Genomic DNA, 17,661 nt, shown 5'->3' on the forward strand with positions numbered 1-17,661 from the left:
AACCGCGCGCAGGACCCGCCATTCTACTCCATGACGGCGCTCATGACACGACCCGTGAGCTTACATGTGTCACGCCTTTCGTGTTGTCGCTTTCCCCGCTCTATCTCCCGCCAGTTTTCGATATTCTTCCGACTTACCAGGTGACAACGTGGCTCTCCCCAGCAAGAGCAGTGCTGGCTGGATGAAGGAACACTTTGATGATGCTTATGTCCAGCGTAGCTGGGCCGACGGCTATCGTTCCCGTGCCAGCTATAAATTGATTGAAATTGATGACAAGGACCGCCTGCTCAAGCCGGGTGCGACTGTTATCGACCTAGGTGCCGCCCCCGGTGGCTGGAGCCAGATTGCCGCAGAGCGTGTCGGCATGGAAGGTGTGGTCATTGCCTCCGATATCCTTGAGATGGATGCCCTTGCTGGCGTCGACTTCATTCAGGGCGACTTCACGGAAGACACTGTGTTGGAGTCCATTCTGGCGACGCTGGGTAAGCGTCCGGTGGATCTGGTGATCTCCGACATGGCGCCCAACATGAGCGGCATGAATGCCATTGATCAGCCAGCCGGCATGTATCTGGTCGAGCTGGCACTGGATCTGGCGCGCCAGACGCTAAAGCCGGGTGGCAATTTTCTGGTCAAGATATTTCAGGGCGAGGGTTTTGATGCCTACCTGAAAGACATGCGTACCAGCTTCAATAAGGTGGTGACTCGCAAGCCGGAGGCCTCGCGTGCACGTTCGCGAGAAGTCTATCTGCTTGGCCAGGGTTATAAGGCTGATGTTGATATTGCTCGCTGTGTAGACTTCATCGCCGGTTAAGGCAGGTGATGGCATCCTTGGTCAGACTGGCATCATTGCGAATGGATCAAGCCAAATCGTTTTCTGATGCAGGCTGACTATCGATTGAATAGTCCGTGGTCGGCCTTTAAGCAATGGTTGCCAGCCCCCATCTGGTGTAGTGTCGATAGCATATGATCTTCAGCAGTATGGCCGATGACGGGTTGGTAGCATGTGAAGACATGGCCGATGCTGGCAGGCAAGCACGGCAACGCAGGCAAGCTTTGAGTGGCTCGGTAGGCAGAGCGGCGCGTTGCGTCGGTTGGTACCCCGTAGGCACGATCAGATAGCATGGCAGGCCACCACAAGACGGCATTCCGATTTTCGCGGCTTGCCAAGACAGATTCATGCAATGAGGGTGTCCCCTTGAACGACATGGCGAAGAACCTGATTCTCTGGTTGATCATCGCGGCAGTACTGCTGACGGTGTTCAACAACTTCAGCGTCGATAACTCGCCGCAGGCGATGAACTATTCACAGTTCGTCCAGCAGGTGCAGAACGACCGGATCAAGAGTGTGACCATTGATGGTTACACTATCGAGGGTGAGCGAGCCGACGGCTCAAGCTTCACCACGGTCCGGCCGGCGGCGTCCGATCCCAAGCTGATGGATGACCTGCTGTCCAACAAGGTTGAGGTCATTGGCAAGAAGCCGGAACAACAGTCGCTATGGACGCGTCTGCTGATCGCTAGCTTCCCGATCCTGATCATCCTGGCCATTTTCATGTTCTTCATGCGCCAGATGCAGGGTGGTGGTGCGGGCAAGGGCGGGCCGATGAGTTTCGGGAAGTCCAAGGCCAAGCTGCTGAGCCAAGATCAGATCAAGACTACCTTCGGGGATGTTGCGGGCTGTGATGAGGCGAAGGAGGATGTCGAGGAGTTGGTCGACTTCCTCAAGGATCCCAGCAAGTTCCAGCGTCTTGGGGGGCAGATTCCGCGCGGCGTACTACTCATAGGTCCGCCAGGCACGGGTAAGACTCTGCTTGCCAAGGCTATTGCCGGTGAAGCCAAGGTGCCGTTCTTTAGCATCTCGGGTTCCGATTTTGTCGAGATGTTTGTCGGTGTGGGTGCTTCCCGTGTCCGTGACATGTTCGAGCAGGCCAAGAAACAGGCGCCGTGCATCATCTTCATCGATGAGATCGACGCTGTCGGTCGTCAGCGCGGCTCTGGCATGGGTGGTGGAAACGATGAGCGCGAGCAGACGTTGAACCAGCTGCTGGTCGAGATGGATGGCTTTGAGGCTAACGATGGCATTATCGTGATTGCCGCGACCAACCGTCCTGATGTGCTGGATCCGGCACTGCTGCGCCCGGGGCGCTTCGATCGCCAGGTCATGGTGGGTTTGCCGGACATTCGCGGCCGTGAGCACATTCTTGGTGTTCACCTGCGCAAGGTCCCGATGGGGGATGACGTCGTGCCAGTTAATATTGCACGGGGTACGCCGGGCTTCTCGGGTGCTGATCTGGCCAACCTGGTCAATGAAGCGGCCTTGTTCGCCGCACGTCGTAACAAGCGCCTGGTGAGCATGGAAGAGCTGGAGTTGGCCAAAGACAAGATCATGATGGGCTCCGAGCGCAAATCGATGGTCATGTCCGAGAAAGAGAAGCGCAACACCGCATACCACGAGTCTGGCCATGCCATCATCGGCTTGGTGATGCCCGAGCATGATCCGGTCTACAAGGTATCGATCATCCCGCGCGGTCGTGCACTGGGTGTGACGATGTTCCTGCCGGAAGAGGATCGCTACAGCTTCTCGCGCCAGCAGATCATTAGTCAGATCTGTTCATTGTTCGGCGGTCGTATCGCGGAAGAGATGACGCTGGGGCCGAATGGTGTCACTACCGGGGCTTCCAACGATATCAAACGTGCTACCGAGCTTGCCCACAACATGGTCGCCAAATGGGGTCTCTCCAGCGAGATGGGCCCGATCATGTACGACGAGGACGAGTCTCATCAGTTCCTCGGTGGTCCGGGTCAGGGTGGTGGTAAGCTGAAGTCAGGTGACACCACGTCGCGCCTCGACAAGGAAGTGCGTCGTATCATCGACGAGTGCTATGCCAAGGCGCAGCAGATCCTTGAAGAAAATCGCGACAAGCTTGATGCCATGACAGAAGCGCTGATGACCTACGAAACCATTGATGCAAGCCAATTGGCTGACATCATGAAAGGACTTACGCCGAAGCCGCCCAAGGATTGGGAAGACCCGACCAATGGCAGTGGTGGTGGTTTGACTACGCCAGTGGCTCTCGAGAAGCCGGTTGCTGAAGCGCCACAGGATGACAGCGAGGATGAGGATGATGACACACGTCGCCGTCCGTCTGATCCGCTAGGTGGTCCGAGCGGGCACTAAGCTGAACAGTGCCGCGGATCACGGCAGTCCATGACTGACTCGTGCTGCTGAAACACGACAATGCCCGATCGGGCATTGTCGTATCTGGCGTGTCGGGATGATGTATGGCTGCTGAGCTGAGGCTTTGCTCAGGACGGATTGGCAGTATGAGAGAAGAGATCTGACGAATGGCTCACATCCATCATCGACTATTCTCAGGTAAATGAGCTGCTAACGATGAAATGTCTGAGCGGATAGCGTTGCCATCTGCTGACGCCCCATGTGGCGGGCATTCCACGCCTTGCGCGTGCTGGGCTGGCTCTTTAAAGTGGGTGCCCGCTTCTCTCTTGGCAGGGCTGTCGTATCGCGGGCAGGCCCTGCTAGCCAGCATGGATAGTCATGACCAATTCATCCGCTTCGCCGACACACGAGCCTTTGGTGCGCCACCTGACGCTGCTGGATTGCGGTGGTCGGTCGCTCGATCTTTCACGTCCGCGTGTGATGGGCATTCTCAATGTGACCCCGGACTCCTTCTCGGATGGTGGGCGCAGCGCGACTCTAGATGCCGCGCTGCGCAATGCTGAGCAGATGCTGATTGATGGTGCGGCAATGATAGATGTCGGGGGCGAGTCCACCCGCCCAGGCGCGACACCAGTCAGCGTCGATGAAGAGCTGGCTCGCGTGTGTCCCGTCGTCGAACGGCTGGTGAGCGAGCTGGGAGCCCTGGTGAGTGTCGATACCAGTAGTCCCGGCGTCATGCATGAAGCGGCTCGCCTCGGTGCTGGCATGATCAATGACGTGCGTGCGCTGCGGCGTGAAGGTGCGCTCGAAGCGGCGGCGGCGAGTGGTCTGCCTGTCTGCCTGATGCACATGCGTGGTGAGCCGGACAGCATGCAGCAGCACACTGATTATGCGCAGTCCATTGAAGATGAGGTGAACGAGTTTCTCGCCACTCGGATTACCGCCTGTACGGCTGCTGGCATCCCGCGCGAGCGCCTATTGCTCGACCCTGGCTTCGGTTTCGGAAAATCGCTGGAAGATAATCTGCGTCTGTATCACCGCATGGCGCAGCTACACGAATTCAACCTCCCGCTGCTGATTGGCACATCGCGCAAGAGCATGATTGGCAACGCCCTTGGGCGAGCGGTAGAGGATAGGCTGGCTGGCAATCTGGCACTGACGGCACTCGCCGTTCGTGAGGGAGCCCGGCTGTTACGCGTTCACGATGTGGCCCCGACTGTCGACGCTGTCGATATGGCTTGGGCCGTGCTACAGGAAGGCACGATAAAATGAGTCGACGTTATTTTGGTACAGATGGTATTCGCGGCACGGTCGGGGAGTTCCCCATTACGCCTGATTTCATGCTCAAGCTGGGCTGGGCGGCAGGGCGCGTTTTTGCGCGTCATGGGCGTGGTAAAGTATTGATTGGCAAGGATACGCGTATCTCGGGCTACATGTTCGAGTCGGCGCTGGAATCTGGTCTCTCTGCTGCTGGTGTCGATGTCTCACTGCTTGGCCCTATGCCGACGCCGGGTATTGCTTATCTGACGCGCACCTTTCGTGCTGATGCAGGCATCGTGATCTCGGCATCGCATAACGCCTATCCCGATAACGGCATCAAATTCTTCTCGGCGGCGGGTACCAAGCTGGATGATGCGCTAGAGGCTGAGATTGAGGCCGAATTGGAGCGTGATATCGAGATTGTCGGCCCTGATCGCCTCGGTAAGGCATCGCGTATCCAGGATGCTGCTGGTCGCTATATTGAGTTCTGCAAATCCACCCTGCCGGGCCGCCTGGGTCTGCACGGTATGAAAGTGGTGCTGGATTGCGCGCATGGTGCTACCTATCATATCGCGCCGAATGTTTTCCGCGAGCTGGGCGCCAGCGTCAGCGTGATCGGTGGTGAGCCGAACGGCCTCAATATCAACCAAGGGGTTGGCTCAACTCATCCGCAGGCACTGCGTGCAGCGGTGATCGAGCAGGGCGCTGATCTTGGCGTGGCCTTCGATGGTGATGGTGATCGCCTGATTCTTGTCGATGCTGATGGGCGTGTCATCGATGGTGACGACATTCTGTTCATGATTGCGCGTGATCGTCATGAGCGTGGCGTTCTGGGCGGCGGTGTCGTCGGCACGTTGATGTCCAACTTCGGTCTGGCGGCAGCATTGGAGGGCCTTGGTATTCCCTTTGAGCGCGCTAAGGTCGGTGATCGCTATGTGATCGAGCGCCTCGAAGCCAATGGTTGGCAGCTGGGTGGTGAGTCGTCCGGTCATATCGTCTGTAGTCATATTCAGAGCACAGGAGACGGCATCGTCTCCGCGCTGCAAGTGCTGGCGATCATGGCGCGCGAAGAGTGCTCTCTCAGCGAGCTGCTGGTAGGTCTCGAGAAGGCCCCGCAGGCACTGATCAATGTGCGCCTTGCACCGGGCTGCGACAACAAGGCACTGATGGCGGCAGACGCCGTGCAAGCATCCGTTGCCGAGGTTGAAGCGATTCTTGGCGATGAAGGGCGTGTGCTATTGCGCCCCAGTGGCACCGAGCCGCTGATTCGTGTCATGGTCGAAGGGCGCCCGCACTTTGATGTCGAGGCATTGGCTGGGCAGATTGCGGCAACGGTCGAATCCAGCATGTGATTTTACTGGGTGTTGGTCTTCTCGCTGGGGTTATTGGCCGGGTCACCAAAGGGAGTGAAAACGACAGGCGCCATGTGCGCCTGTCGTCGTCTTTGACTCTCCGCAAAGGTGCGCTAGCAGGGGCGGGCAGGGCTTGACAAGGTTGTCAGTGAGTGGCGCCTCCATTACCATCCTCGCACTGCTCATAAGGGGGAAGCGCATGCGTACACCGCTGATTGCCGGTAACTGGAAGATGAATGGCGATCTTGCCTTGATTGACGAGTTTGCTGGTGCACTGAAAAATACGGCTCTCCCGCAGGGGGTTCAGATCGCCTTGGCGCTGCCTTTCCCTTATCTGAGTGCTGCGCATGAGCGTTTGCCGGACACCGTGTTGTTGGGTGCCCAGACGCTGAATCCTGCTGATTCCGGTGCTTTTACTGGTGAAGTCAGTGGGCGGATGCTCAAGGATGTAGGTGCGTCGCTGGTGTTGGTGGGGCACTCTGAGCGCCGTAGTCTTTACGGTGAAGATGACGCAGCTGTACTTGCGCGTGTCGAGGCTGTGCTTGAGATCGGCCTTACACCAGTGCTGTGCATTGGCGAAACGCTGGAAGAGCGTGAAGCGGGTGATACAGAGCGTGTCGTGCTGGGACAGCTTGAAGCGGTGCTCTCCGCGCTTTCCGAGGAAGCACGCCAGCGTCTGGTCATTGCCTATGAGCCTGTCTGGGCCATTGGTACCGGGCGCACAGCATCACCGGAGCAGGCGCAGGCCGTGCATGCGGCCATTCGTGCGCGCTTGGCGCTGTGGTCCGCGTCGCTCGCTGATGCGATGCAATTGCTGTACGGCGGCAGCATGAAAGCTGCCAATGCCGCCGAGCTGCTTGCGCAGCCGGATATCGACGGCGGTCTGGTGGGCGGTGCTTCGCTCCAGACCGACGAATTCCTAGCCATTTGTCAGTCTGCAGGTTGAATCTCATGCAAGTAGCCGTTCTGATGGTCCATGTGGTACTCGCGGTCGCGTTGATCGTGCTCGTCCTTCTTCAGCAGGGCAAGGGAGCCGAAGCTGGTGCTTCCTTCGGTGGAGGAGGTGCTTCCCAGACCGTATTCGGGTCCAGTGGTAGCGGTAATTTCCTCGCGCGTTTTACGGGTGTTCTGGCCGTGTGCTTCTTCGCGACCTCTCTGACGCTGGCCTGGTTCGCGTCTGGCGCCAATCAACCGTCAGTGGAAGCCGGTATTCCGGATGCCACCGTCATCGAGCAACAGAAAAATTCACTGCCTTCGCTTGACGACGCGGATGAAAGTGTGGAGAATACGTCGCCAGTGCTCGAGGAAAGCGGAGACGCAGACCAACCAGCACTCTAAAGAATTCAAAGCGTTATCGATTGAATTCTTCCGGGTAGCGTCTCAGGCGATACCCGCCCCCGTGCCGAAGTGGTGGAATTGGTAGACACGCTATCTTGAGGGGGTAGTGGCCTTATGGTCGTGGGGGTTCAAGTCCCCCCTTCGGCACCATCTGTTAGATCGATTGGCAGTCAGAACGTAGCATTGCCACCTTGGAAAGACGTCATTCCTTGACCTCATTTTATGGTGACAGTAAAATCGTTCGACTATTGTTGCGGGGTGGAGCAGTCTGGTAGCTCGTCGGGCTCATAACCCGAAGGTCATCGGTTCAAATCCGGTCCCCGCTACCAAGTTTCTTGAAAGGCCCCTTCCTATGAAGGGGCTTTTTGTTAGCACCAGTGCCAATCAGCCACCTAGCTCTCTTCTCTACTCCCGGTCAGGTGCCTGATGCAACTGCTGTAGGAGCCTCGTCTGTGTCAACCAAGGACGCTGCGCTTAATGCGCTTATCGATCCAGTAGTCTCTGCCCTGGGCTTCGAGCTTTGGGGTATCGACTATCTCTCCCAAGGCAAGCAGTCCCGTCTGGTGATCTATATCGACCATGCCGATGGCATTACCGTGGACAACTGTGCAAATGTCAGTCGTCAGGTAGGTGCTGTGCTGGATGTCGAAGATCCGATCACCGGTCAGTTCCAGCTTGAAGTGTCTTCTCCAGGTTTGGATCGTCCGCTGTTCACGCTTGATCAGTATGAGCGCTACATCGGTCACGTAGTGGCACTGCGACTTCGCCAGGCCTTTGATGGCCAGCGCAAGTTCCAAGGACTGGTGACAGGCACCGAAGAAGGTGATGTCGTGATCCGGGTCGATGAAGAAGAATACTGCTTTCCTATCGAAAGCATCGACCAGGCACGCGTCGTGCCACAGTTCAAATAACTGACGTTGTCGGCACACCGCTCGCTATGCGAGCCCGGGTCGATGCGCAAGGACAGGTTTCTGGCGAGGCAAAGTCATGAGCAAAGAGATTCTGCTGGTCGTAGACGCCATCTCCAATGAGAAGGGCGTGCCGCGGGATGTGATTTTCGAAGCCGTCGAGGCGGCATTGGCTTCGGCTTCACGTAAGCGATTTGATCAGGAAGAGGCGGATATCCGCGTCAAGATCGATCGTGTCACCGGTGACTATGCGACTTTCCGTCGCTGGACTGTCGTCGAGGATGATGAATTCGAGACGCCTGATTACGAGATCAAGGCCAGCATCGCGGAACAACGCGAAGAACCGTTGGCATTGGGTGTTGTAGTCGAAAAGCAGATCGAATCCGAAGCCTTCGGTCGTATCGCTGCACAGACTGCCAAACAGGTGATCGTGCAGAAGGTACGTGAGGCAGAGCGCGCGGAAGTCGTGCGTCTTTACGCTGAGCGTGAAGGTGAATTGGTCGCGGGTATTGTCAAGAAAACGACACGCGACGGCCTGATCATCGACTTGGGTGATAACGCAGAAGGCTTCTTGCCGCGTGGCGAGATGATCCATGGCGAGCGCTATCGCTTGAATGAGCGTGTTCGTGCACTGCTGTGGAAGGTTGATGCTGAAGCCCGTGGCTCTCAGTTGATCCTGTCGCGTACGCGGCCCGAGCTGATCATCGAATTGTTCAAGATCGAAGTCCCGGAAATTGCCGAGCAGCTGATCGAGATCAAGGGCGCTGCCCGTGATCCGGGCTCGCGTGCCAAGATTGCGGTCAAGAGCAACGACAAGCGCATCGATCCGATTGGTGCCTGTGTTGGCATGCGTGGTTCGCGCGTGCAGGCAGTCTCCAATGAACTACGCAATGAACGCGTGGATATCATCCTGTGGGATGATAATCCTGCCCAATTGGTCATCAACGCCATGGCACCGGCTGATGTCGGCTCCATTCTGGTCGACGAGGACACCCATTCCATGGATGTCGCTGTCGCCGCGGACAATCTGGCTCAGGCCATTGGTCGCAGCGGTCAGAACGTACGTCTGGCCAGTGAGCTGACCGGCTGGTCGCTCAACGTCATGACCGAGGCGGAAGCCGAAGGCAAGCGCGAGCAGGAAATCGACAGCTTTGTCGAATATTTCATCACTCATCTCGAGATTGAAGAGGATCTAGCCCGTGTCCTGGTGGACGAGGCTTCACCTCTCTCGAGGAAATCGCCTATGTCCCGCTCGAGGAAATGCTCGAGGTTGAGGGCTTTGACCAGAATCTGGTCGAAGAGCTGCGCGCTCGGGCCAAGGATGAAATGCTGAATCTCGCCATCGCCACCGAAGAGCAGCTGGACGGCGCTCAGCCGGCCGAAGATCTGCTCAGCATGGAAGGCATGGAGAGTCATCTGGCATACATTCTGGCTAGCAAGGGTATTGTCACTATGGAAGACCTTGCCGAGCAGGCCGTCGATGATCTAAAAGACATCGATGGCGTCGACGAAGAGCGAGCAGCGGCGTTGATCATGACCGCCCGCGCGCCCTGGTTCGCAAGCGAACAGTAACTAGGTCACGGGCTCAGGAGGGTCGTAATGTCAGAAATGACAGTCAAAGAATTCGCCAAGAAGGTGGGCCGCGAGTCAGCCCGTCTACTAGAGCAGATGCACGAAGCCGGTCTGGCGCACAAGTCAGAAAATGACGGCGTGTCTGAGGTCGACAAGAAGAAGCTGCTTGATCACCTCACCAAAAGTCACGGCGGTGGCGCTGCACCGGCAGCACCGAAAAACCGTATCACCCTGACCCGCAAGACCAAGTCGCGCATCAATACGGCTGGCGGTCGTGGCAAGTCCATCGAGGTGCAGGTACGCAAGAAGCGTACCTACGTCAAAGATGGCGAAGAGCAGGTAGCTGAGGCTCCGGCCGCTGCTGCTGAAGCGCCGGCCGCTCCTGTGGCTGACAAGCCTGCAGTAGCACCAGCGCGCGAAGAGCGTCGTGACGAGCGTCCGCGTCAAAGCGCGCCAGCACCTGCTGCTGCGCCTGTCGCTGCGGCACCGGAAGTCAACGCTCCGCCGAAAGAGCCACGTGGTGATGCACCGCGCCGTGCCAAGCTGCGCCGCGTGATGAGTCGCGTGATCGTCGTGAAGCCCGTGAAGATCGTAGCGAGCGCAAGCGTGGCGGGACCAAGAAGGTCAAGCGCGCTGAGCGTCGTGGTGGTCGTCGTGGCGGTCGCGATAGCAACCGTCAGCCGCCGAAGCCGGTCCAGACCTTTGTGCGTGAAGTCTCCATTCCTGAGTCCATCTCAGTGGCAGACCTTGCGGACAAGATGGCCGTCAAAGCTGCTGAAGTGATCAAGACCATGTTCAACATGGGCGCTGCGGTCACTATCAACCAGACGATTGATCAGGAAACCGCGTCCTTTGTGGTCGAGGAAATGGGGCACACGCCCAAGCTGATCAAGGATGACGCGCTCGAGACAGCTGTTCTCGAAGGCATCTCCTACGAGGGTGAGAAGATCACTCGCGCACCCGTCGTCACCGTCATGGGTCACGTTGACCATGGTAAGACCTCGTTGCTGGATTATATCCGTCGCACCAAGGTTGCTACCGGCGAGGCTGGGGGTATCACCCAGCACATCGGTGCTTACCATGTCGAACACGACAATGGCGACGTCACCTTCCTGGATACTCCGGGCCACGCGGCGTTTACCGCCATGCGTGCTCGCGGTGCCAAGGCGACTGACGTAGTCATCCTCGTGGTGGCTGCTGATGATGGCGTGATGCCGCAGACTATCGAGGCGGTTGAGCATGCCAAGGCGCGGGTGTTCCGCTGGTCGTGGCTGTCAACAAGATCGATAAGGCTGGTGCTGATCCGGATCGCGTCAAGAATGAGCTGTCCCAGCACGGCGTCATCTCTGAAGAGTGGGGCGGTGACACGCAGTTCATCCACGTGTCTGCCAAGACCGGTGAGAACATCGATGCTCTGCTTGAAGCAGTGCTGTTGGTCTCCGAAGTACTTGAGCTCCAGGCTGTCCCGTCTGCGCCGGGTAAAGGCGTCGTTGTCGAGTCACGTCTCGACAAGGGCCGTGGTCCGGTGGCGACCGTTCTGGTCCAGAACGGAACTCTGAAGAAAGGCGATATCGTTCTCGCTGGCCTGCATTACGGCCGCGTACGTGCGCTGATCAACGAGCTTGGCCAGCAGGTCGATTCTGTTGGTCCGGCTATGCCGGTCGAGATTCAGGGCCTGGGTGGCACTCCGGATGCCGGTGAAGAATTCACCGTGGTCCCGGACGAGAAGAAGGCACGCGAAGTCGCCAACTTCCGCCAAGGCAAGTACCGTGAAGTGCGTCTGGCACGTCAGCAGAAGGCCAAGCTGGAGAACATGTTCTCCCAGATGGGCCAAGACGAAGTGGCCAAGGTCAACATCGTCCTCAAGGCAGACGTGCAAGGGTCTCTGGAAGCCATTCGTGGCGCGCTGGAAGAACTCTCCACCGACGAAGTCAAGGTCGCAGTGGTTTCTTCCGGTGTCGGCGGTATCGCCGGTACTGACGCCAACCTGGCACTGGCTTCTGAAGCCATCCTGGTCGGTTTCAACGTTCGTGCCGATGCCTCCGCTCGTGAGATCGTTGAGCGTGAAGGTCTGGATCTGCGCTACTACAGCGTGATCTACCAGCTGATCGATGAGGTCAAGCTGGCCATGACTGGTATGCTGGCTCCGGAATTCCGCGAGCAGATCGTCGGTATTGCAGAAGTTCGCGATGTCTTCAAGGCACCGAAAATCGGCGCTATCGCCGGTTGTATGGTTGTCGAAGGCAACATGTATCGCTCCAAGCGCATCCGTGTACTGCGTGACAACGTGGTCATCTATGAAGGCGAGCTGGAATCTCTGCGTCGCTTCAAGGATGACGTCAACGAAGTCCGCAATGGCATGGAATGTGGTATCGGCGTCAAGAACTACAACGACGTGCAAGTGGGCGACAAGATTGAGGTGTTCGACCAGATCCAGGTCGAGCGTACTCTCTGATAGTGTCCCTGCGAGGAGATATCACGGATGCGTGAATACAGCCGTACTGACCGCGTCGCGGACCAGATCCAGCAAGAACTCGCGCTGTTGATTCAGCGCGAGGTCAAGGACCCGCGCCTTGGCATGCTGACGGTCAGCGCCGCCAAGGTCAGCCGCGACCTGTCTTATTCCGATGTCTATGTGACCCTGCTGGGTGACGACAGTCCGGAACGTATCAAGGAAAACCTCGCCGTGCTCAAGCGCGCGGCAGGTTTCCTGCGTTCCCAGCTGGCGCGTACCATTGAGCTGCGTCACGTGCCCGAGCTGCGCTTCCATTACGATGAAAGCGTCGTTCGTGGTCATCACCTGTCTTCACTGATCAACGATGCGGTCGCAGATGACCGCAGACGCAGTGTCGAGCGCGGTGATGAAGACAACGAAGATGGTGCCCCGGGCACCACGCCGGACGCCTGATGGCGCGTCGTCGTCGCGGCTTGCCGATTGATGGCGTTTTATTGCTGGACAAGCCCAAGGGCATGTCCAGCAATTACGCGCTTCAAAAGGCACGTCGCCTCTACCAGGCGCAGAAGGCCGGTCATACCGGTACGCTCGATCCCATGGCGACTGGCTTGCTGCCAGTCTGCTTTGGGGAGGCAACCAAGTTCTCCTCGCATTTACTCGAGGCGGATAAGGTCTACCGAGCACGAATCAAATTCGGTCAGGACACGGATACCGGAGACGCCGAAGGCACGGTGATTCGCGAGCGGGAAATTCCCGACGTCACGGATGCTGAGCTCGAGACCGTTCTGGACCGTTTTCGTGGTGAGATCGATCAGGTACCGCCGATGTACTCCGCGCTCAAACACCAAGGCCGTCCACTCTATGAGCTGGCGCGTCAGGGCATTGAAATCGAGCGTGCAGTCCGTCGCGTTACCATCTACAATATGGCGCTTCTTGCACGGCACTCCGATGGCATCGAGATCGAAGTGGCGGTCAGCAAGGGCACCTATATACGCAGTCTTGCCGAGGATATCGGCGAGACGCTGGGCTGTGGAGCCCACCTCACGGCGTTGCGTCGTCTGAAAACAGGTCCCTTCACGGGAGATGCCATGCTGGACTTCGAGCGCCTTGAGGCACTTGCGGATCAGCAGGCACGTGAGGGTGTTCTGTTGCCTGTAGACATTTTGCTCGATCATCTCCCGCGCCTCGACATCAGTGCCGAGGTGGCGTGGCAGATATTGCGTGGTCAGCAAGCAGAGATGGCAACAGGAGCGCTTGAGGTGGATTCTGTGACCCGTGTGTATCAGGACCAGCAGTTGCTCGGGCTGGTTCGGATTGTGGCGGAGGGCATTATTGCTCCTCGCCGACTGCTCAGCACTGCCGTGGAAGCGGCGGCTGGGTGAGCATTCATTGCGGCCCGTCCGCAAGCCGCATGAAGACTGCAAATATGCGTGGTCTTCGACATTTCTTATCTATCAAGCATATTGCTTACTGGAGAGACAGATGGCACTTACCGCTGAGAAGAAGGCTGAGATCGTTACCGAATTCGGCCGTGGCGAGAACGACACCGGTTCCCCGGAAGTTCAGGTTGCACTGCTGAGCGCCAACATTGATGGCCTGCAGGGTCACTTCAAGGCCAACAAGCAGGATCACCACTCCCGTCGTGGCCTGATCCGCATGGTCAACCAGCGTCGTAAGCTGCTTGACTACCTCAAGCGCAAGGACTTCGAGCGTTACACCGCTCTGATCCAGCGCCTGGGTCTGCGTCGCTAACAAGCGATGTTGCCGCCATACATCTCGGTGTATGGCGGGCCCCCGGTGGGCACAGGAAAACCGGCACTGCCTGCGGGCGTTGCCGGTTTTTTTGTGCCCGGATGTCATGTCCACTGACCGGTAACTTATATGCCGCTATCTTCGCTGCAGCCCGCATGCAGCGGGAGGTGAGTCGGCTTTCCATTGCCTGCGCCACGCTTTACCATGAGCGCCAGACATCGATGACTATCAGAAAAGGACATGCGCCGTGAATCCGGTTACTCACAGCTTCCAGTACGGTAATGACACTATCACCCTCGAAACTGGTCGTATCGCGCGTCAGGCGACGGGCAGCGTCATGGTGACCATGGGCAATACCTCAGTACTATGCACCGTGGTCGCGAAGAAGTCGCCGAAGCCCGGTCAGTCCTTCTTTCCGTTGTCGGTACATTATCAGGAAAAGGCCTATGCGGTCGGCCGTATTCCTGGTGGCTTTCTCAAGCGTGAAGGACGGCCTAGCGAGAAAGAGACGCTGACGTCGCGTTTGATCGATCGGCCAATGCGCCCCTTGTTTCCGAAGGGCTTCATGAATGAAGTTCAGGTGGTTTGCACGGTGATGTCAGCGGAGCGCAATGTTGATCCTGATATTGCTGCATTGATTGGTACCTCGGCAGCGCTGAGCATTTCTGGCGTGCCGTTTGCCGGTCCGGTCGGGGCAGCACGTGTTGGTTTCAGTGAGGAGCGCGGCTATTTCTTGAATCCCGGACATTCCGAGCTGACTCACTCCGAGCTGGATATGGTCGTTGCCGGTACAGAGAAAGCGGTGTTGATGGTGGAGTCTTCGGCACATGAGTTGCTGGAAGATGAAATGCTGGGCGCAGTGCTATTCGGTCACCACGAGATGCAAAAGGCGATCACTGCCATCGAATTGTTTGCGGCCAAGGTGAATTGCCCCAAATGGTCGTGGGTGGCACAGGCGCCTGACACCGTATTGGTTGAGGCGCTGGAGCGTGATTTTGCCATGCAGATCGGAGAAGCTTATCGCTTGACCGACAAGATGGCGCGTCAGGATGCTCTAGCGGTACTCAAAGCTCGGGCTATTGAAGTGCTGGCCAATGAGCATGACGCGCGCTTTGAAGCGGCGACAATCATGGGTGCCTTTGCGACACTGGAAAAGCGTATCGTACGTCAGCGAGTCATTGCCGGTGAGCCGCGTATTGATGGGCGTGATGCGCGTACCGTGCGCCCGCTGGACATCGAGGTTGGTATGTTGCCCAAGGTACATGGCTCGGCGCTGTTCACGCGCGGCGAGACCCAGGCCATTGTGGCTGCCACGCTAGGTAATACGCGTGACTCTCAGCTGATAGAGGGGTTGTCTGGCGAGAAGCAGGATCGCTTCATGCTGCATTACAATTTCCCGCCTTACTGTGTGGGGGAGGCGGGTTTCATTGGTTCGCCCAAGCGTCGCGAAATCGGCCATGGCCGGCTGGCGCGACGTGGCATCGAGGCCATGCTGCCATCGCTGGAGGACTTTCCCTATGCCATTCGTGTCGTTTCCGAGATCACTGAATCCAATGGTTCAAGTTCGATGGCATCTGTGTGCGGCGCCTCGCTGGCATTGATGGATGCTGGTGTGCCACTCAAGGCACCTGTCGCCGGTATCGCCATGGGGTTGGTCAAGGATGCGGGAGGTGTCGCCGTCCTGACCGATATCCTGGGCGATGAAGACCACCTCGGCGACATGGACTTCAAGGTTGCAGGCACCGCGCATGGCGTGACGGCATTGCAGATGGATATCAAGATCGAAGGGATTGATGAAGAGATCATGGAGCAGGCGCTGGAGCAGGCGCTTGAGGCGCGCCTGACCATTCTCGAGCAGATGAACGCTGTCTTGAAGGGTAGTCGCGAAGAGGTGTCTGACAATGCCCCGGCGATGCTGTCGCTGAAGATCGCGCCGAACAAGGTGCGCGATGTGATCGGCAAAGGGGGGTCTACCATCCGCAAGATCTGTGAAGAGACCGGCGCCAACGTCGATCTTGATGATGACGGTAGTGTGCGTATCTACGCTGAGCATAAGGCACAGGCCCGTGCGGCGGCAGATTTCGTGGAAGGCATCATTGCCGAGGCTGAGATTGGCAAGCTCTATGCTGGCAAGGTGGTGCGTATCGCTGACTTCGGTGCATTCATTACCTTCATGCCGGGTACTGATGGCCTGCTGCATATCTCGCAGATCGTCGACGAGCGCGTCAATGATGTGCGCGATTACCTCAATGAAGGTGACGAGGTCGTGGTCAAGGTGCTTGATATTGATAACCGTAATCGCGTCAAGCTGTCGCTGAAAGAGGTCAGTGAAGACGAGAAGGCAGCGTTTGCTGCCGAGCAGGCAGCAGCCAGACTCGCTGAGCAGGCAGATAGCCAGTAGAGTTTGTGCAAGACTCCTCGTGTCGTAACACCTTTGTAATTGAGTGCCCACAAAAAACCCCGCCAGTGTGACTGGCGGGGTTTTGCGTATCTCCACCTAAATCCTGTGAAGGTAGGAGGGAGCGGCTCACTGACTGACGATCAGCTGCGCTCGATGGCCAGCGCGATACCTTGGCCGCCACCGATGCACAACGTGGCCAAGCCTTTCTTGGCATCGCGCGCAATCATCTCGTGTACGAGAGATACCAGGATACGGCAGCCAGAGGCGCCAATGGGATGGCCAAGAGCAATTGCACCGCCATTGACGTTGACCTTGTCAGTATCCCAGCCTAGCTCCTTGTTGACGGATAATGCTTGAGCTGCGAAAGCCTCATTGGCTTCAACCAGGTCCAGGTCTTCAAGACTCCAGCCAGCTTTTTCGAGGCAGCGACGTGTGGCCGGTGCCGGCCCAATGCCCATGATCTTCGGGTCAACACCAGAGCTTGCATAGGCTTTGATGGTCGCCAGTGGTGTCAGGCCGAGCTCACGTGCCTTGTCGGCAGAGCATAGCATGACCACAGCCGCGCCATCGTTCAGTGAGGATGCATTACCCGCGGTGACACTGCCATCCTTCTTGAAGGCGGGGCGCATGCCCGCGAGCTTCTCGGCAGTCGTCCCCGCACGCGGATTCTCGTCGGTATCGAAGACCACCGGATCACCTTTGCGCTGGGGTATCTCTACCGGCACTATCTGGCCTTTGAAGCGACCGGCCTCAATAGCGGCACAGGCTTTTTGCTGAGAAGCCGCGGCGAAGGCATCTTGTGCTTCACGGCTGATATCGTATTTCTCGGCGAGGTTCTCGGCAGTAACGCCCATGTGGATATCATTGAAGGCATCCCACAGACCGTCGTGGACCATGGAGTCAATTGCCTTCCAGTCCCCCATGCGCTGGCCATTACGCGAGTTGGGCAGCAGATGTGGAGACATGGACATGTTTTCCTGGCCGCCGGCTAGAACCAGATCTGCATCTCCGCAACGAATGGCCTGAGTCGCCAAATGCAGTGCCTTGAGGCCGGAGCCACAGACCTTGTTGATCGTCATCGCCGGCACGCCTTCCGGTAGACCTGCCTTGATGACCGCCTGGCGTGCCGGGTTCTGGCCACAACCGGCAGTCAGTACCTGGCCGAGCAGGACTTCATCGACCTGGTCACCGCTGACACCCGTGCTGGCGAGGATATCCTTGATGACATGGGCGCCGAGGTCTGCGGCGGAAATGCCGGCCAAGCTACCGCTGAAAGCACCAACGGCGGTACGGCGGGCTGCTACGATCACCACATCTTGCATCTGAATGCTCCTCTACTCTGCCGAGACTATCGGGGTCAAAGAACTGCAATGAGTGCGGACAGATAGCGCACGCGTCATACAGCCCTGCTGATATGAGAATCCAGCATAAGGCAGTGTTGTGCA

Annotated in this window: 12 protein-coding genes, 2 tRNA genes and 2 pseudogenes; 15 read left to right on the forward strand and 1 reads right to left on the reverse strand. The window is 57.8% G+C overall.

What is annotated here, in order from left to right:
- Window positions 1-148: 148 nt before the first annotated feature.
- The 15 genes and pseudogenes from rlmE (at window position 149) to pnp (ending at window position 16,216) form a co-directional block, all read left to right on the forward strand.
- Window positions 149-811: a 23S rRNA (uridine(2552)-2'-O)-methyltransferase RlmE gene (rlmE, locus tag BF12_RS0109925; protein WP_282705492.1), complete on the forward strand. Its 663-nt coding sequence runs from the start codon at window positions 149-151 to the stop codon at window positions 809-811.
- A 384-nt stretch (window positions 812-1,195) separates the two neighbouring features.
- The gene (ftsH, locus tag BF12_RS0109930) at window positions 1,196-3,178 is read left to right on the forward strand and encodes an ATP-dependent zinc metalloprotease FtsH (protein ID WP_024952146.1); all 1,983 of its coding nucleotides are present in this window, start codon (window positions 1,196-1,198) and stop codon (window positions 3,176-3,178) included.
- Window positions 3,179-3,556: 378 nt separating this feature from the next.
- The gene (folP, locus tag BF12_RS0109935) at window positions 3,557-4,450 is read left to right on the forward strand and encodes a dihydropteroate synthase (protein WP_024952147.1); all 894 of its coding nucleotides are present in this window, start codon (window positions 3,557-3,559) and stop codon (window positions 4,448-4,450) included.
- Complete coding sequence (gene glmM, locus BF12_RS0109940; RefSeq protein ID WP_024952148.1) at window positions 4,447-5,790, forward strand: phosphoglucosamine mutase; 1,344 nt, start codon at window positions 4,447-4,449, stop codon at window positions 5,788-5,790. Before folP ends, glmM begins: the two co-directional genes overlap by 4 nt.
- A 199-nt stretch (window positions 5,791-5,989) precedes the next feature.
- On the forward strand, window positions 5,990-6,736 hold the full coding sequence (gene tpiA, locus BF12_RS0109945; RefSeq protein ID WP_024952149.1) for a triose-phosphate isomerase: 747 nt from the start codon (window positions 5,990-5,992) through the stop codon (window positions 6,734-6,736).
- 5 nt (window positions 6,737-6,741) lie between these two features.
- Entirely contained in the window at window positions 6,742-7,128 is a 387-nt protein-coding gene (gene secG / locus BF12_RS0109950) for a preprotein translocase subunit SecG (protein WP_024952150.1), read from the forward strand.
- A gap of 63 nt (window positions 7,129-7,191) precedes the next feature.
- Window positions 7,192-7,278 (forward strand) — tRNA-Leu (locus BF12_RS0109955).
- Window positions 7,279-7,380: 102 nt separating this feature from the next.
- A tRNA-Met gene (locus tag BF12_RS0109960) sits at window positions 7,381-7,457 on the forward strand.
- Between the two features lie 123 nt (window positions 7,458-7,580).
- Complete coding sequence (rimP, locus tag BF12_RS0109965; RefSeq protein ID WP_024952151.1) at window positions 7,581-8,039, forward strand: ribosome maturation factor RimP; 459 nt, start codon at window positions 7,581-7,583, stop codon at window positions 8,037-8,039.
- 76 nt (window positions 8,040-8,115) lie between these two features.
- A pseudogene (nusA, locus tag BF12_RS19555) lies at window positions 8,116-9,608 on the forward strand (transcription termination factor NusA).
- 27 nt (window positions 9,609-9,635) lie between these two features.
- Window positions 9,636-12,063: pseudogene (gene infB / locus BF12_RS19560) on the forward strand (translation initiation factor IF-2).
- Between the two features lie 27 nt (window positions 12,064-12,090).
- Entirely contained in the window at window positions 12,091-12,516 is a 426-nt protein-coding gene (gene rbfA, locus BF12_RS0109980) for a 30S ribosome-binding factor RbfA (protein WP_024952152.1), read from the forward strand.
- The gene (gene truB / locus BF12_RS0109985; protein WP_024952153.1) at window positions 12,516-13,445 is read left to right on the forward strand and encodes a tRNA pseudouridine(55) synthase TruB; all 930 of its coding nucleotides are present in this window, start codon (window positions 12,516-12,518) and stop codon (window positions 13,443-13,445) included. Before rbfA ends, truB begins: the two co-directional genes overlap by 1 nt.
- Window positions 13,446-13,545: 100 nt before the next feature.
- Window positions 13,546-13,815 carry a 30S ribosomal protein S15 gene (gene rpsO / locus BF12_RS0109990; protein ID WP_024952154.1) on the forward strand — a complete coding sequence of 90 codons (270 nt, stop codon included), beginning with the start codon at window positions 13,546-13,548 and terminating at the stop codon, window positions 13,813-13,815.
- A gap of 247 nt (window positions 13,816-14,062) precedes the next feature.
- On the forward strand, window positions 14,063-16,216 hold the full coding sequence (gene pnp / locus BF12_RS0109995; protein WP_024952155.1) for a polyribonucleotide nucleotidyltransferase: 2,154 nt from the start codon (window positions 14,063-14,065) through the stop codon (window positions 16,214-16,216).
- A gap of 140 nt (window positions 16,217-16,356) precedes the next feature.
- On the opposite strand, the gene BF12_RS0110000 is transcribed toward pnp, so the two are convergent.
- Window positions 16,357-17,538 carry an acetyl-CoA C-acetyltransferase gene (locus tag BF12_RS0110000; protein ID WP_024952156.1) on the reverse strand — a complete coding sequence of 394 codons (1,182 nt, stop codon included), beginning with the start codon at window positions 17,536-17,538 and terminating at the stop codon, window positions 16,357-16,359.
- Window positions 17,539-17,661: the final 123 nt, after the last annotated feature.

The organism is Cobetia crustatorum, assembly GCF_000591415.1.
Classification (GTDB): Bacteria; Pseudomonadota; Gammaproteobacteria; order Pseudomonadales; family Halomonadaceae; genus Cobetia; species Cobetia crustatorum.

Excerpts from the sequence above, each read along its gene's own strand:
- folP (WP_024952147.1), top strand. The coding sequence starts at position 3,557 with ATGACCAATTCATCCGCTTCGCCGACACACGAGCCTTTGGTGCGCCAC.
- glmM (WP_024952148.1), top strand. The coding sequence starts at position 4,447 with ATGAGTCGACGTTATTTTGGTACAGATGGTATTCGCGGCACGGTCGGG.
- tpiA (WP_024952149.1), top strand. The coding sequence starts at position 5,990 with ATGCGTACACCGCTGATTGCCGGTAACTGGAAGATGAATGGCGATCTT.
- secG (WP_024952150.1), top strand. The coding sequence starts at position 6,742 with ATGCAAGTAGCCGTTCTGATGGTCCATGTGGTACTCGCGGTCGCGTTG.
- rbfA (WP_024952152.1), top strand. The coding sequence starts at position 12,091 with ATGCGTGAATACAGCCGTACTGACCGCGTCGCGGACCAGATCCAGCAA.
- truB (WP_024952153.1), top strand. The coding sequence starts at position 12,516 with ATGGCGCGTCGTCGTCGCGGCTTGCCGATTGATGGCGTTTTATTGCTG.
- rpsO (WP_024952154.1), top strand. The coding sequence starts at position 13,546 with ATGGCACTTACCGCTGAGAAGAAGGCTGAGATCGTTACCGAATTCGGC.
- BF12_RS0110000 (WP_024952156.1), bottom strand. The coding sequence starts at position 17,538 with ATGCAAGATGTGGTGATCGTAGCAGCCCGCCGTACCGCCGTTGGTGCT.